Raw genomic sequence first — 13,845 nt, 5'->3', positions numbered from 1 at the left:
AGCTCCGCTCCGCGCCGAGCCCGGGCGCCATCACGACGACCGGGAGGTCGTCGGCGTCGCCGCCCGGCAGGTAGAGGGTGCCGCGGCAGGTGTCGCCGGCGACGTCGAACGCGAGCGCGCGGGTGGCGAAGCGCTCGCGGGGCGGCCGCGCGAGGCGGTGCTGCGCGCGGTTCACCGGAATCCGTCGGGTCACGTCCCGTCCTCGACGCCCGCTCCCTCCTCGCCCGACTCGGCGGCCTCCACCGGCTCGTCGGCGTGCGACAGCGTCTCCAGCACGCGCGTCGAGAACTCCGTCTCCGAGATCTCGTACCGGATCAGCTGCTCGAACCACTCCGGCTCGGCGTGCCACGTCCCGAGGACGTCGCCGGGCGAGCGAACGACCGTCCCCTCGACCCGGACGGGGTCCCACGCGTCGGCCTCCGCGCGGTCGATGAGCGCGTTGAGCGCGCGACCGATCTCGCCGTGGTGTACCTCGCGGCCGGGGAACGCCGTCATATACGTGAGCTCCATGGGGTCGCCGTCGTCGATCGACTCGACGCTGACCCCGTAGCTGCGGAGCGCCGGCTCCACCTCGGTCGTCGGCTCGTCACCGGTCATACGCGAACCTCGTCGGGACGGAATAAATCGGTACCGGCGCGAACGGCGCACCGCTCGGGGTGAGGGGACTCGGTAGTCGGTCGAAAGCCGCGGACGGGGGCGGCCACCGGTGCGGCGGCCGAATCGGTTCTGTCAGAGGCACACGATTATCCCGCGCGGCCACGCTTGACTACTCGGGAAAATCATATAAATGCTCGGGAGGGGTCCGTCGGTGCGTGGACGTCCATCCGTCGGCCGCCTCTCGCCGATGGAGCCGGTCAGCTCGAAGGAACCGCCGGACCGGGCACCCTTTATCACCCCCGCGGAACACGATCGGGTATGCTTCGGGGCGTTTCGACGGCGCTGATCAGATCCACCGACGCGGTCGGCGTCCTCGTCGTCGGCGGGCTGCTCACCCTGTTGACGTGGGTCGCCGTCCCGGCGTGGGTCGCCGGCGCACTCGCCTTCCCGCCGCTCGTCGCGCTCGCGCCGCTCGCGCTCGCGCCCGCCCTCGTGGTCAGGGGGTACTTCGTGCGGGTGCTCGCCCACGGTGGCGCGACCGGGAACCGAGACGGCGCGCCGTCGTTCGTCGCGTGGAACGAGCTGTACCGGGACGGACTCAAGTCGGCGCTGTTGAGCGCGCTGCTTTTGGCTCCGCTGGCGCTGGCGGCCGCGCTCGTCGCTCTCGCGGGGGCCGCTGTCGGAACGGGTGTCGTCGAGCTCGCCCCCGTGACGACGCCGATCGAGCGCACGCTCGGACCCGGCGGGGGAACGGCGGTCCTCGGGATCGGAGGCGCGGCCCTCTCCGCGGGCGCGGCGGTGTACCTCCTCGCGTTCGCGTACGTCAGGCCGGCAGCGCTCGCCGCGTTCGCCGCGTCGGGGCGGCTTCGCGACGGCCTCCGCCCGACGCGGGTCGCCGACGTCGCCGGCTCGGCGGGGTACGCGACGGCGTGGGTCGTCGCGGCCGTGGCCCTGGGCGCGGGCTACGCGCTCGCGGCCCCGTTCGTCCCGCTCGTGGTCGGCGTCGTGGTCGTCTTCGCGGGTCGGGTCGCCGCACACGCCCTGTACGGACGCGGGGCCGCGGCCGCGGTCGACTTCGGGCCGGGGGCGGGCGACGAGACGCCGGAAACGGCCGCGACCGACAGCCTCCGCGCCTCCGCGCCCGACGCGCTCGGTCCGGTGTCCGCGACCACGCCGCCGACGTCGACGCCCGACCGACCGGACGGCGGGTTCCGGCGGTCGACGCCCGAGGTCTCGCCGTCGGTACAGACCGGGCGGACGGTTTCTGTCGATGAGGGCGACGGCGGCGACGGCGGATTCGAGTGGAACGCGGACGTCGATCGGGGAACGGCCGGGGACTCGGCGCGGGAGACGGAGGGTCCGCCGACCGGGGACGACGGCTTCGAGTGGGGCGCCGGCGTCGGCCCGGAAGACAAGAGTTGATACGAGCGCGGGCGAACGGTCGGGTATGCGCATCTCCGACCGGGGCTACGGCGAGGAGGGGCGGGAGCGACTCACCCTCGTCCCCGAGAACGTCGACGACCTCTGGCACCTCGCCCACGTCCTCGAACCGGGGGACCGCGTCGAGGGGGACACCACCCGCCGGATCCAGCGGAACGACGACCAGATGCGGGACACGGGGGGCCAGCGCGAGCACATCTTCGTCACGCTCGAAGTCGAGGAGGTCGAGTTCGCGCGGTTCGCAAACCGGCTCCGCGTCTCGGGGGTGATCGTCGCCTGCTCGCGGGAGGACCAGCTCAACGCCCACCACACGCTGAACGTCGAGGAGCACGACGAGATCACGGTGGAGAAGCACTTCAAGCCGGACCAGACTGAGCGGCTCCAGGAGGCGACGGAGGCGGCCGAGAACCCCGACGTCGCCATCGCGACCGTCGAGGAGGGGGCCGCCTACGTCCACACGGTCCAGCAGTACGGCACCGAGGAGTACGCCTCGTTCACGAAGCCGACCGGGAAGGGCGAGTACTCCCGCCCCCGCGAGGAGCTGTTCGCCGAGCTCGGCGAGGCGCTCGCGCACCTCGACGCCGACGCCGTGATCCTCGCCGGTCCGGGGTTCACGAAGAACGACGCTCGCGACTACATCGAGGAGGAGTACCGCGACCTCTCCGACCGGATCACCACGGTCGACACGTCGGCCGCGGGCGACCAGGGTGTTCACGAGGTGCTGAAGCGCGGCGCGGTCGACGAGGTGCAAAAGGAGACGCGGATCTCGAAGGAGGCGAATCTCATCGACGAGCTGACAGAGAACATCGCGCAGGGCGCGAAGGCGACCTACGGCCCCGAGGACGTGGCCGAGGCGGCCGAGTTCGGTGCGGTCGAGACCCTGCTCGTGGTCGACGACCGCCTCCGCACCGAGCGGCAGGGCGACGGCGACTGGTCGATCGACGTCAACGAGGTGATCGAGTCGGTCGAGCGGCAGGGCGGCGACGTGGTCGTGTTCTCCTCGGAGTTCGCGCCCGGCGAACAGCTCTCGAACCTCGGCGGGATCGCCGCGGTCCTGCGCTATCGGCTGGATTGATCACGCCAGCTCGTGGTCCTCGCCCGCGTGCGCTCGGACCCACAGCTCGCCGATCCGGGAGAGCGTCGTCCGGTAGGACTTCCCGCGCTCCTCGCGCTCGATGTACCCCTTGCCGCCGGGGCCGAGCCGGTCGACGTTGTAGATCACCTTCGAGCGGAACGAGTCGGTGTACTCCTCGTTGAGGTCGGCCGCGAGCGTCTCCGCGAGCTCGGAGACGGACTCGAACTCGCCGTGTTCGCCGAGGGTGAACAAGACCAGCTCCTCGAACGGCTTGACGCTCTGAAAGGAGGCGACTGGCAGCTCGATCACGTGGCTGTCGCCGATGCGCTTCGCGCCGATGGTGGTGCCGCGCTCGTCGAACTCCGCGAGCAGGTCCGTGGTGCTTTCCAGCCGCTCGGCGACGCGGTCGGGGTCGACGTCGCCGTCCGCGTCTCCCGCCGTCCCGCCCGGGGCCGTCGCGCCCGCGGCGAGCTCTCGCAGGAGGTCTCGGTTCGCGCGGAGCTCCTCGGCCAGCTCGGTTTCGAGGTACTTCTCCGGGGCGGTGTAGTAGGTGTGGATCCGGTCGCGGTCGTCCTGGCGCTCGACCATGATCGAGTGGGCCGCGGTCGCGAACGCGAACGAGACCGGCCGAGGCATCGAGCAGAGGTTCACCCACACCTCGCGCTCGTCGGGGGCGTCGTCGCCGTCCGCGCCCTCACCGCTCCCCGTGGAGCCGTCCCCGGCGCCGTCTCGGTCCAGTTCCGCGTTGATCAGGTCGAAGGCGCGCTCGAAGGCGGCGTCGTAGTCGTACACGTCGGTCAGGCGCTCGCGCACGGTCTCCGCGCCGAGCAGGTTCCGGAAGTCCTGTTCCAGCTTCCGAGCGATGTTCCGCGAGTACTCGACGTTGGCCTCGCTGCCGACAGTCCCCTCGAGGAGGATCACCCGGTCGACGTCGAACTGGTCCCGGATGAGCGGGGCGATCATGCGGTCGTAGTCGAACCCGACCGGCACGATGTGCGTCTGCATACGTGAGACGAACGGACGGTGTTTATAAAAAGGCGGAGTCTCGCGACCGGGGCCGGTCGATTTTTCTCCGCGACGCTCGTCCGCACAGGTAATGTCCGGTGTAGCGCTCGCCGTCGACCCCTCGACGTACGTCCTGTTCGTGCTGGCGGCGGCGACGCTGATCCTGACGCCGGGCCCCGACACGCTGTTCGTCCTCTCCCGCGGGATAGAGGGAAGGACGGCCGGTCTCCGCGCCGCGCTCGGCGTCACGGCGGGGATCCTGTTTCACACCGCGCTCGTGGTGATCGGCGTCGCGGCCGTCTATCGGACCGTGCCGGGCGCCGAACGGGCCGTCCAAGTCCTCGGCGGGCTCTTCCTCGTGTATCTCGGCGTCGACACCCTGCAGTCGACCGGGAGCGAGGAGCCGTCGCCGACCGGGGACGGCGTGCGGGAGGGGTTCCTCGTCAACGCCCTCAACCCGCAGGTCGCGCTGTTCTTCCTCGCGTTCCTCCCCGGATTCGCGGCCGGAAGCGGCAGCGGCGGAGACGCCAGCGGCACGTCGATCGCCCTCCTCGGCGCCACTTACGCCGCGCTCACGGCCCTCTACCTCGGCGGCGTGGCGGTCGTCGCCGACGGGGCCGCGGACGTGCTCCGGTCCGAGGTGACCGGCCGCTGGCTGGACCGGGTCGCGGGCGGGATCCTGCTCCTGATCGGAGCGTGGGTCCTTATCGGGTGACAGGCCTCGCCGGTCAGGGACGTGCGGCGTCGAGTCCCCGGCGAGACGACGTCCGCCGTGTCGTTGCTCACTCGCGGTATCGCTCACTATTATGGCCCTGTACAGCGGTGTGTCGTCACATGTCGAAAATTGCGGCGGAGACGCTCCGCGAAGAGACGGAAGTGCTCGCGTTCGATCTGTGGGACACGCTCCTCGACCGCGAGGCGACGCTGGTCCCCGCGCTGGGTGCGTTGCTCGACGAGCACGGGAGCGACTACGACCCGGAGATCCTGCTCCGTCGGTACCTGGCCATGCACTTCCGGGACTCGATGATCGACTCGCTGATCCCGGGTCCCCACACGCCGTTCAAGGAGATCAGCCGTCGCGCGCTCGCCTACCGGCTCGAGCAGATCGGGCTCGACGTCCCCGACGAGGCGGTCCGCGCCGTTATCCGGCAGTGGAAGACCCTCCGGCCGTACCCGGACGTCGACGCGGCGCTGGGCCGCCTGAGCGGGGAGTACGAACTGGTTGGGCTCTCGAACGGCGATCCCGACATGCTCGAAGCGGTCCGTCCCAACTTCGAGACCGAGCTGGACGGGGTGGTGTCGGTCGCGGACGCGGGCGCGTACAAGCCGCACCGGGCGTCGTACGACCTGACCTGCGAGGCGTTCGACGTCGCGCCCCACCAGGTCGTGTTCGTGACCGCGCACACCTTCGACCTCGTGGGCGCGAAGGCGGTCGGCATGCGCGGCGCGTTCCTCAACAGACACGAGAACCCGTACGGGGGGTGGGTCCACGAGCCGGACCTCATCGTCCCCGACACCGAAGCGCTGGCCGACGCGCTCGCGCCCCGCGAGAGCGCGGGCGGGTAGCGCCACCGCGAGCGAAGAACGGCGCCGCGACGCCGGCCGCTTCCAAAACCGGTAATCCCCCGCGGCGAGAGGGAGTCGTATGGACGCACGCATCCGCGAGCACGCCGAGATCATCGCCGACCACTCCACCGGCATCGAGTCGGGCGACGACGTGGTCGTCCAGCTGCCGGCCGAGGCCGAGGACCTCGCCGTCGCCCTCCACGAGATCTGCGGGGACCGCGGCGCCAACCCGGTGTACCTCAACAACTCGAAGCGCGCCGAGCGCGCGTTCAAGCGCTCGTCCGAGGAGTTCGCCGAGCCGGACCACCGGCTCGCGCTCTACGAGGAGGCGGACGTGTTCGTCATCGCGCGCGGCGGCGCGAACGCGACGGAGGACGCCGACGTCGACCCCGAGACGAACGCGGCGTACAACCGCGCGATGGCCGACGTCAAGCGGACGCGGCTCTCGAAGACGTGGTGTCTCACCCAGTACCCCACCGCGAGCCACGCGCAGCTCGCCGGGATGAGCACCGAGGCGTACGAGAACTTCGTGTGGGACGCCGTCTCGCTGGACTGGGACGCCCAGCGCGCGTTCCAAGAGGAGCTGGTCGCGATCCTGGACCCCGCCGACGAGGTGCGGATCCGATCCGGAGAGGAGACCGACCTCACGCTCGACGTCTCCGGGAACTCGACGCTCAACGACTACGGCGAGGCGAACCTCCCCGGCGGCGAGGTGTTCACCGCGCCCGCCCGCGACGGGGTCGACGGCGAGGTCCACTTCGACCTCCCGCTGTACCGCTACGGCCGTGAGATCGACGGGGTCCGCCTGCGATTCGGAGGCGGCGAGGTCGTCTCGCACTCCGCCGAGCGCAACGAGGACCTGCTCACCGGCATCCTCGACACCGACGACGGCTCGCGTCGCCTCGGCGAGCTCGGGATCGGGATGAACCGCCAGATCGACCGGTTCACGTACAACATGCTGTTCGACGAGAAGATGGGCGACACGGTCCACATGGCGGTCGGCTCCGCGTACCCGGAGACGGTCGGCGAGGGCAACGAGCTCAACGAATCGGCCGAGCACGTCGACATGATCGTCGACATGAGCGAGGACTCCGTCATCGAGGTCGACGGCGAGGTCGTCCAGCGAAACGGGACGTTCGTGTTCGAGGACGGGTTCTAGCGCCGTCGAGAGAGGCATTGGCCTTCGCGAGGCGCAGAGTTATGCCGCGACGCGACGTACGATCGCTCATGCCCGAAGAAGTCCTCTTCGAGTCCGAGAGCAGTCGCAGCCGCGAGGAGATCGCGGCGTACCTTCAGAGCGTCGTCGAGTCGCTGGAGTCCGGGAGCGCGATCGCGTTCAAGCGCGGCGAGGAGTCGGTGACCGTGGATATCCCGGCCCGACCGACCTTCGAGGTGAAAGTGGAGCGCGAGGGCCCCGTCGACGGTTCCGGCGAGCTGAGCGTCGAGTTCGAGCTGGCGTGGGACGAGGACGGCGGCACCGACGACCTCGGCGGAGACCTGGAGATCGAGTAGGAACGCGTCGGTTCAAGGAGAACGCGCCGATCGAGACCGGACGCGCGAACGTCCGGCTACGGCACCTCGCCGCGGCCCTCGGCGAACGCGTCGCGCGCGGAGAGCTCCTCCAGCGTGTCGTCCACGCGGTCTCGGACCGCCTCCAATCGCCCGACGAGCTCCTCGTACTCCTCGGTGTCCGTCGCGTCCGACGCCTCCAGCGCGGCCTTCTTCGAGGCCAGCGCGAAGAACCGCTGGCTCCGTTCGTCGAACTCCGCGCGGTGGAGCAGCACCTCCACGAGCGTGAGCAGGTCGTCTCTCGTCACCGGCTTCGTCTTGTAGTCGTCGAACGGCATGTCGACGATGTCGGCGTCGGGCTCGACCGCGGTCAGCATCGCGACCCGGGCGTCGTACCCCTCGGCACGGATCGCCTCCAGCACCTCGTGGCCCGACAGGTCGGGCATCCGACGGTCGAGGAGGACGACGTCGACCGACTCGTCCATCTCCTCCAGCGCCGCCTCGCCGCCGGTCGCGATCCGGACGTCGTACGCCGGGTCGAGGTACGCCCGATACAGGTCGGCGAGGTCGGGCTCGTCGTCGACCGCGAGGACCGTTGCCCGCGACGCCAGGTCGCTCATGGTTTCCGAGCCCCGAGCCGCGGAACCGGGGGCCGTAGAGTCAACGCCCGCGGAGCCGCCGTCCGCGGCTCGCGAGGCGCGCGTCTCGAACCGTCGCGGCCGACAGCCGTTCGTGCGCTCATGACTCGACAGTCGACGGCGACCCGTTAAAACGTTGACCGTCGGATATCAGCGCCGAGAACTGACGACGCTCTCGGAGACGGTCCGTCCGCGGTCGATGCGCGCGGTCGCGTCTCGCGGACGGCCGCCGACTCACCGTGACCCAAAGGCACATTTACGCGCGCTCCATATCCGAGCACAACGAATGTCTCACAGCCCCTCACTGCCCGACCGTCCCCGTCTGGAGCTCGACCCGGAGATGAGCGAGACGGAACGGCTCGAAGCGATCCGCCAGCACTACCGGCGGATTCTGCAGGTGAACGAAGAGCTGGAGCAGCGGCTCGACGACGCGCAGGGTCGCCGTGGCGAGCTGAAGACCGACGTCGACGAGCTGAAACGCGAGAACGAGGTGCTGAAGACCTCCTCGCTGTACATCGCGTCGGTCGAGGAGGTCACCGGCGACGGCGTCGTCATCAAACAGCACGGCAACAACCAGGAGGTGCTGACGCAGGCGTCCACCCGGCTCGACGAGGACCTCCGGCCGGGCGACCGCGTCGCGATCAACGACTCCTTCGCGGTCCAGCAGGTGCTCGACGACGAGACGGACTCCCGGGCGCAGGCGATGGAGGTCACCGAGTCGCCCGACGTCGAGTACGCCGACATCGGCGGGATCGACGAGCAGATCCGCGAGGTCCGCGAGGCCGTCGAGGACCCCCTCGAGAACCCCGAGCAGTTCGAGGCCGTCGGCGTCGAGCCGCCGAGCGGCGTCCTGCTCCACGGTCCGCCGGGGACGGGGAAGACGATGCTGGCGAAGGCCGTCGCCAACGAGTCCGACGCGACGTTCATCAAGATGGCCGGCTCCGAGCTCGTCCGGAAGTTCATCGGCGAGGGGTCGCGACTCGTCCGCGACCTGTTCGAGCTGGCCGCCGAGCGCGAGCCCGCCGTCATCTTCATCGACGAGATCGACGCCATCGCCTCGAAGCGGACCGACTCGAAGACCTCGGGCGACGCCGAGGTCCAGCGGACGATGATGCAGCTGCTCTCCGAGATGGACGGCTTCGACGACCGCGGAGAGGTCCGCCTCATGGCCGCGACGAACCGCTTCGACATGCTCGACGAGGCGATCCTGCGTCCCGGTCGGTTCGACCGACTCATCGAGGTGCCCGACCCCGACGCCGAGGGCCGCGCCCGCATCCTCGAGATCCACACCCGAGACATGAACGTCGCCGAGGGGACGGACGTCTCCGAGGTCGCGGCGGACCTGGAGGGGTACAGCGGCGCCGACATCGCCTCGCTGGCGACCGAGGCCGGCATGTTCGCGATCCGCGACGGGCGCACCGAGGTCACGCAGGCCGACTTCGAGGCGGCCCGCGAGAAGCTCCAAGACGCGGAGAAGGCGGAAGAGCAGGTCATCAACTACCAGTACTAGACGTACTGAGTGGTGAGCGGTTTCGGGTTTTGCGGAGTTTCTGTCGAGTGATCGACGGTGAGCAACTCTAAAGTCCCGGCCGCCTGCTTATAAACGGTTGACTGAAGATCGCCGGAGAACACCTCCAAAGCCCCAGCCGCGAGGACTCGCGGCTGCCCCTTTGAATCCCACCCGACCGCACCGCAACCGCGCCTCACGCCTCCCCAGCCTCGTCGGTCGCCTGCGGCGACCGACTCCCTCGCGCTCGGTTCGCGCCCGTCGGACGCTCACCGGAGCGCGCCGCCGCGATTACCAGTAGCGAACTGCCCCGACCGACGCTCCGAGCGCGACCGCTTCGTAACCCCTTAGCGCGGGGGCCGCCGATCCGGTCGTAATGAACACCATCCACGTCGCCGGCGGCGTCGGGGTCGCCGACACGGCGATGGCCTCCTACGACGCCGCGCTGGCGGACGCGAACCTCCACAACTACAACCTCGTGGCGGTCTCCTCCGTGGTCCCCGCGGAGGCGACCGTCGTCGCGGTCGAGGAGGCGCCCGACCTCGGTCCCGCCGGGAACAGACTCACCGTCGTCGAGGCCCGGCGGACGGTCGGACCGGACGACGAGGTCGACTTCCGCGAGGGCGGCCGCGCCGGCGCGGAGGGGGCGGAGTCGAAGCGCGCCCCGCGGCGGCGCCCCGACGTGGCCGCCGGGCTCGGCTGGGCGACCGGCCCCGGTCCCGGGCTCTTCTACGAGGTGACCGGCGAGGACCCCGACGACGTCCGCGAGCGGATCGAGGCCGGGCTGGACGCCGGCAGCGAGCTGCGGGACTGGGAGCTTCCGGACCGCGAGGTCCGCGTGGAGACGGCGGCCTCGAACCCGGACCGGTACACGACGGCGGTCGTGATTGCCGCGTACGGCGAGTCCGAGCCGATCCTCTCGCCGTCGGCGTAGGCCGGTTCGTTTCCGCCCGCTGTTGGCTCCCCGGCCGCCTTGCGGGTTCCGCGAACTCTAGGCGGTGAGAGACGGGACGATCGGGTACCCATGACCGCGAACGACGGCCGGATCCGGACGACGCACATCGGCAGCCTCCCTCGGTCTCCGGAGCTGCTGGACCTCCTCACGCGCCGCCAGGACGGCGAGCCCGTCGACGAGGAGGAGTGGGACGAGACCGTCGCGGCCGCCACGCGCGACGTGGTCGAGCGCCAGGCCGAGGCGGGCGTCGACGTCGCCAACAACAGCGAGCAGTCCCGCGTCTCCTTCAACTGGTACGTCGCGGACCGGCTCAGCGGCATCGCGGGGACGCGCGAGCAGGAGCTGTGGGCCGACCTCCAGGAGTTCCCGAGCTACGCCGAGGAGACGTTCAAGACGGACGTCATCGACCTGGCTCAGCACCCCGTCGTGACCGGCCCCGTCGAGTACACCGGCCGCGACGAGGCGGAAGCGGAGCTGGCGGCGTTCCGGGACGCGCTCGACGCGGCCGACGCCGACTTCGAGGACACGTTCCTCACGGCGGCTTCGCCGAGCGTCGTCACCGCAACGCACGTCGACGACCACTACGGCGACTACGAGGAGTACCTGTTCGCCGTCGCCGACGCGATGGCCGAGGAGTACGAGATCGTCGCCGACGCGGTCGCCGACGACACGCCGCTGCTCGCCGCGCCCGACTGCGGGTTCGGCACGCAGGCCGGCATCGGCATGGTCGACCCCGAGATCGCGTGGGCGAAGCTGGCGGCGCTCGACGAGGGCGCCGCGATCGCGACCGAGCGGATCTACGGCTGAGCGGCCGCCGGGTCACCGACGGGATCTCCCTCGTCGACGCCTTTTTGAACCGGCTCTGCGTACGCCGTGTGTCTTCGATGAACGGCAACAACCCGTACGCCGGGGCACCGGGTGTGACGAACGCGGGCGAGCCCGCGGCCGTCGACCTCTCCCCCGATCAGGAACGGCGCCTCCGGCGCGCGGTCGCCGGAATCGTCTCGCGAACCGAATCGTATCTCCCGGACAGCTACGCCGTCGGCTCCGAGCTGTCGGTGGGCGCGAACGGGCCGCAGGCGACGGTCGCGGTCAACCCGCCCGCCGGCCACCCCGTCTCGGCCGGCTTCACGCCGGACCCCGACGAGCTGGAGGCCGGGATCGCCGACGCCGACACCGACGAGGTCGCTCGCGGGCTGGCCGCCAGCGCCGCGCTGCAGGTGATGGACGCCGTCGGCGACGTCACGCCGACCGCGAAGTGAGATCGGGCTACTCTGCCGTTTCCTCCGCCGACCGTTCCCCCGCCGTCGTTCCGTCCACGGCCGACGCCGGCGGCTCCATGACCCCCTCTACGCGGCCGTAGATGCCGATATATCTCCTCGTACCCGTGCGCGCTCGCGAGGATCGGGACGATCCCCTCCTCCTCGACGCGGTGGGTGTACACGTCGTCCTCGGCGAACACCGACCCCGGCGGGATCGCCTCGAAGTTCGCGAAGTGGACGTGCGGCTCGCCGCCGCCCTTCGGCACCTCCTCGTCGCCCGCGACGACCGTCGTCTCGGTGAACGTCGGCGGCTCGTCGTCGAGCGCGCCGTGTGCGCGGAGGAACGCCAGACAGGCCTCGTAGCCGAACTCGACCGCCTCCTCGCTCCCCTGTCTGCCGACCTCGATCGAGACGGTGTGGGGGACGACGGAGTCGAGCGTCGTCGACCGCAGGCCGCCGGAGTCGACGACGTACTCCACCGGCATCCCGGTCACGCTCCGGCGCACCGACTCGGTCAGATCGCTGTAGATGGCGAAGGGCGGCGGCGCGCTGTGTGAGGTGTGGAGCCCGAGCACCGCGTCCATCCCCTCCAGCTCGGCCGCGAGCCGCGGCGCGAGCGCCCGCTCGTACTCGTCGCTGTCGGGGTCGCCCGGGAAGGCCCGGTTCAGGTCCGCGTCCGTGTACCGCGTCCCGGCCGCCAGCGCCGGCTCGTTGGCGACGATCAGCCGAACCGTGCCGCTCCCCACGCCCGACTCGTCGAGCTCGTCGGCGAGCCGCCTGACGATCCGCTCGCCGGCGGGCTCGTCGCCGTGGATCCCACCGACGATCGCGACGCGAGCCGACCCGGCCGACCCGCGCTCGATCGTTTGCATGCCGATTCGTACGCGCCGGTCGAATAATAAAGGCTGGCCGTTCGGCTCCGGTGAAATCCGTCGACCCCGACAGGGGCGGCGCGCTGAATACGGCGCGCGTATTCGTCTCCCTCGGCTCGTCCGCGCGAACTGGCACATAATGTTCAGTTATCACTACGGGCGGGATGAGATGCCACATCCTAACTAATGGACTACCGTTTCAACCGCCATTCATGGCCCTGGTTCGACTATCAGCAGTTGACTGGGTGTGCTTCGCGCTACTGATCATCGGAACGCTCAACTGGGGACTCGTGGGGCTTCTGGATATCAACGTCGTGGAGGCGTTGCTGGCGCCGGTCTTCCAGCCGTCTGCAGCCGAACTGGTTGCCAGAGCCATCTACGTGCTCGTGGGGCTCGCGGGTCTGTACTTCTTCTATCCGCTATACCGCATTTCCCAACGGGTCCGGCGCTGACTCCACGCTGATTGTGACCACCTCGGAGAGCGTCGTCCGCACGAGTACGCTCGTTGCGCCGTTAAAACAGGTCGACGAGTCCTTTCGCGGCCGCGACCAAGAGCAACATGTAGAGGGCGTTTCCGACGGTGGCGAACGCGAGAAAACGGACCAGAGGATACTTGCTCAGACCGGCCGGGATACTCATCAGTCCCGCCATACCTGGAATGGCGTTCGTCAGGCAGAGGGCGACGCCGCCGAACCGATCGAACGCCCGGGTGACGAACCGCATCCACCGTGTGCCCACCTTCGCCCGGATGAAAAACGGAAGCCGGTTCAGATACGGCATCCGCCGGCGAATCCCGATGAACTCCGGTCGGTCCTCGTTGAACCCCCGGTACAGCGTCCACTGGCCGAGCGTTGAAGCGGCGACACACAGCCCAACGACGGTCAAAAGCACCAGCAGAGGCGGGTCGACGACGACGACGTATCCGAAGAAAAGCGCCCCGGGAGGGGTGAATTTCCCGAGGATCATCCCGTCGAAGTAGAACAACACGACGAAAAGCGGCACGCCGGCCGAAACGACGAGCTCCGTCCACGACGCAGGGAGGACGCTCGCGAGCATCTCGTCTTATTTGCGTTCCGTGATACTTGAATACACCGCGTGAGAGGGGACGAGTTCCACGCGTTCGGTGTAGACGGGATCGTCGTACATTCTCCACACCAACAGCAGAAACTGAATTGAAACCCCTCGACTGCGAGTGTCGATTTCGGGTGTTCGCGACCTGCCACGCAGTTGTGCGAGGTGGTGGGCGCGTGTACACCGATCGGCTATGATCGATTGACTCCTCCCTGGGACGCGTCGGCTGAGGGGAACTCGTCGTAACAGGGGGTACTCAGTTTTGGATTTGTGGGGCGTTCGGGCTCAAATCGCACGTATATTGCGTCGCCGGTGTACTCGGGGTGACAATCCAGCGTGATCGACTTG

Annotated in this window: 15 protein-coding genes and 2 pseudogenes; 11 read left to right on the top strand and 6 right to left on the bottom strand. The window is 69.6% G+C overall.

The features are described from left to right. Positions 1–193 (bottom strand): annotated as a pseudogene (locus U4E84_RS14405) (peptidase S15); the annotation flags it as partial. Then, positions 190–597, bottom strand: coding sequence for a hypothetical protein (locus U4E84_RS14400; protein WP_322532807.1), 408 nt, complete (start codon positions 595–597; stop codon positions 190–192). The pseudogene U4E84_RS14405 and the gene U4E84_RS14400, both read right to left, overlap by 4 nt. A gap of 318 nt (positions 598–915) precedes the next feature. Between U4E84_RS14400 and U4E84_RS14395 the strand changes: the two genes are divergently transcribed. Beyond that, positions 916–2,019: a DUF4013 domain-containing protein gene (locus U4E84_RS14395; RefSeq protein WP_322532806.1), complete on the top strand. Its 1,104-nt coding sequence runs from the start codon at positions 916–918 to the stop codon at positions 2,017–2,019. Positions 2,020–2,044: 25 nt separating this feature from the next. Next, positions 2,045–3,112, top strand: a complete 1,068-nt coding sequence (locus tag U4E84_RS14390) for an mRNA surveillance protein pelota (protein WP_322532805.1) — start codon at positions 2,045–2,047, stop codon at positions 3,110–3,112. On the opposite strand, the gene U4E84_RS14385 is transcribed toward U4E84_RS14390, so the two are convergent. After that, complete coding sequence (locus tag U4E84_RS14385) at positions 3,113–4,117, bottom strand: DUF6293 family protein (protein WP_322532804.1); 1,005 nt, start codon at positions 4,115–4,117, stop codon at positions 3,113–3,115. It abuts the gene before it with no gap. Between the two features lie 91 nt (positions 4,118–4,208). Here U4E84_RS14385 and U4E84_RS14380 point away from each other — a divergent pair, with 91 nt between their 5' ends. The 4 genes from U4E84_RS14380 to U4E84_RS14365 all read left to right on the top strand — a co-directional run bounded on the left by U4E84_RS14380 (position 4,209) and on the right by U4E84_RS14365 (position 7,195). Continuing rightward, positions 4,209–4,832 (top strand): LysE family translocator, encoded by a 624-nt coding sequence (locus U4E84_RS14380; protein WP_322532803.1) that lies wholly within the window; start codon positions 4,209–4,211, stop codon positions 4,830–4,832. A gap of 119 nt (positions 4,833–4,951) precedes the next feature. After that, positions 4,952–5,683, top strand: coding sequence for a haloacid dehalogenase type II (locus tag U4E84_RS14375; protein ID WP_322532802.1), 732 nt, complete (start codon positions 4,952–4,954; stop codon positions 5,681–5,683). Positions 5,684–5,762: 79 nt separating this feature from the next. Beyond that, complete coding sequence (locus U4E84_RS14370) at positions 5,763–6,842, top strand: aminopeptidase (protein ID WP_322532801.1); 1,080 nt, start codon at positions 5,763–5,765, stop codon at positions 6,840–6,842. A 68-nt stretch (positions 6,843–6,910) separates the two neighbouring features. After that, the gene (locus tag U4E84_RS14365) at positions 6,911–7,195 is read left to right on the top strand and encodes an amphi-Trp domain-containing protein (protein ID WP_322532799.1); all 285 of its coding nucleotides are present in this window, start codon (positions 6,911–6,913) and stop codon (positions 7,193–7,195) included. Positions 7,196–7,251: 56 nt separating this feature from the next. Here the strand turns inward: U4E84_RS14365 and U4E84_RS14360 are convergent, their stop codons facing one another. Next, a complete protein-coding gene (locus U4E84_RS14360; RefSeq protein ID WP_322532798.1) occupies positions 7,252–7,812 on the bottom strand; it encodes a response regulator in 561 nt (186 codons plus the stop codon). Between the two features lie 304 nt (positions 7,813–8,116). On the opposite strand from U4E84_RS14360, the gene U4E84_RS14355 reads away from it, so the two are divergent. From U4E84_RS14355 to U4E84_RS14340, 4 genes are all read left to right on the top strand, one after another. Continuing rightward, on the top strand, positions 8,117–9,340 hold the full coding sequence (locus U4E84_RS14355; protein WP_322532797.1) for a proteasome-activating nucleotidase: 1,224 nt from the start codon (positions 8,117–8,119) through the stop codon (positions 9,338–9,340). Between the two features lie 373 nt (positions 9,341–9,713). Further along, complete coding sequence (locus U4E84_RS14350) at positions 9,714–10,271, top strand: pyruvoyl-dependent arginine decarboxylase (RefSeq protein ID WP_322532796.1); 558 nt, start codon at positions 9,714–9,716, stop codon at positions 10,269–10,271. A 90-nt stretch (positions 10,272–10,361) separates the two neighbouring features. Further along, complete coding sequence (locus tag U4E84_RS14345) at positions 10,362–11,099, top strand: hypothetical protein (RefSeq protein WP_322532795.1); 738 nt, start codon at positions 10,362–10,364, stop codon at positions 11,097–11,099. 77 nt (positions 11,100–11,176) lie between these two features. Then, positions 11,177–11,554: a DUF5811 family protein gene (locus U4E84_RS14340; RefSeq protein ID WP_322532808.1), complete on the top strand. Its 378-nt coding sequence runs from the start codon at positions 11,177–11,179 to the stop codon at positions 11,552–11,554. Between the two features lie 7 nt (positions 11,555–11,561). Here the strand turns inward: U4E84_RS14340 and U4E84_RS14335 are convergent. After that, positions 11,562–12,426, bottom strand: a pseudogene (locus U4E84_RS14335) (succinylglutamate desuccinylase/aspartoacylase family protein). 212 nt (positions 12,427–12,638) lie between these two features. Between U4E84_RS14335 and U4E84_RS14330 the strand changes: the two are divergent. Continuing rightward, entirely contained in the window at positions 12,639–12,878 is a 240-nt protein-coding gene (locus U4E84_RS14330; protein ID WP_322532794.1) for a DUF378 domain-containing protein, read from the top strand. A 61-nt stretch (positions 12,879–12,939) separates the two neighbouring features. Here the strand turns inward: U4E84_RS14330 and U4E84_RS14325 are convergent, their stop codons facing one another. Further along, positions 12,940–13,482, bottom strand: a complete 543-nt coding sequence (locus tag U4E84_RS14325; RefSeq protein WP_322532793.1) for a membrane-associated protein — start codon at positions 13,480–13,482, stop codon at positions 12,940–12,942. Positions 13,483–13,845 lie beyond the last annotated feature (363 nt).

Source organism: Halorubrum sp. AD140 (genome assembly GCF_034497445.1).
In the GTDB taxonomy this organism is placed as follows: Archaea; Halobacteriota; Halobacteria; order Halobacteriales; family Haloferacaceae; genus Halorubrum.
The sequence above is the reverse complement of the archived record's forward strand: the minus strand, read 5'-3'. Positions and strand labels throughout refer to the sequence as shown.

What these genes read in the sequence shown, in the direction of transcription:
- U4E84_RS14400 (WP_322532807.1), bottom strand. Translation starts at nt 597, where the DNA reads ATGACCGGTGACGAGCCGACGACCGAGGTGGAGCCGGCGCTCCGCAGC.
- U4E84_RS14395 (WP_322532806.1), top strand. Translation starts at nt 916, where the DNA reads ATGCTTCGGGGCGTTTCGACGGCGCTGATCAGATCCACCGACGCGGTC.
- U4E84_RS14390 (WP_322532805.1), top strand. Translation starts at nt 2,045, where the DNA reads ATGCGCATCTCCGACCGGGGCTACGGCGAGGAGGGGCGGGAGCGACTC.
- U4E84_RS14385 (WP_322532804.1), bottom strand. Translation starts at nt 4,117, where the DNA reads ATGCAGACGCACATCGTGCCGGTCGGGTTCGACTACGACCGCATGATC.
- U4E84_RS14380 (WP_322532803.1), top strand. Translation starts at nt 4,209, where the DNA reads ATGTCCGGTGTAGCGCTCGCCGTCGACCCCTCGACGTACGTCCTGTTC.
- U4E84_RS14375 (WP_322532802.1), top strand. Translation starts at nt 4,952, where the DNA reads ATGTCGAAAATTGCGGCGGAGACGCTCCGCGAAGAGACGGAAGTGCTC.
- U4E84_RS14370 (WP_322532801.1), top strand. Translation starts at nt 5,763, where the DNA reads ATGGACGCACGCATCCGCGAGCACGCCGAGATCATCGCCGACCACTCC.
- U4E84_RS14365 (WP_322532799.1), top strand. Translation starts at nt 6,911, where the DNA reads ATGCCCGAAGAAGTCCTCTTCGAGTCCGAGAGCAGTCGCAGCCGCGAG.
- U4E84_RS14360 (WP_322532798.1), bottom strand. Translation starts at nt 7,812, where the DNA reads ATGAGCGACCTGGCGTCGCGGGCAACGGTCCTCGCGGTCGACGACGAG.
- U4E84_RS14355 (WP_322532797.1), top strand. Translation starts at nt 8,117, where the DNA reads ATGTCTCACAGCCCCTCACTGCCCGACCGTCCCCGTCTGGAGCTCGAC.
- U4E84_RS14350 (WP_322532796.1), top strand. Translation starts at nt 9,714, where the DNA reads ATGAACACCATCCACGTCGCCGGCGGCGTCGGGGTCGCCGACACGGCG.
- U4E84_RS14345 (WP_322532795.1), top strand. Translation starts at nt 10,362, where the DNA reads ATGACCGCGAACGACGGCCGGATCCGGACGACGCACATCGGCAGCCTC.
- U4E84_RS14340 (WP_322532808.1), top strand. Translation starts at nt 11,177, where the DNA reads ATGAACGGCAACAACCCGTACGCCGGGGCACCGGGTGTGACGAACGCG.
- U4E84_RS14330 (WP_322532794.1), top strand. Translation starts at nt 12,639, where the DNA reads ATGGCCCTGGTTCGACTATCAGCAGTTGACTGGGTGTGCTTCGCGCTA.
- U4E84_RS14325 (WP_322532793.1), bottom strand. Translation starts at nt 13,482, where the DNA reads ATGCTCGCGAGCGTCCTCCCTGCGTCGTGGACGGAGCTCGTCGTTTCG.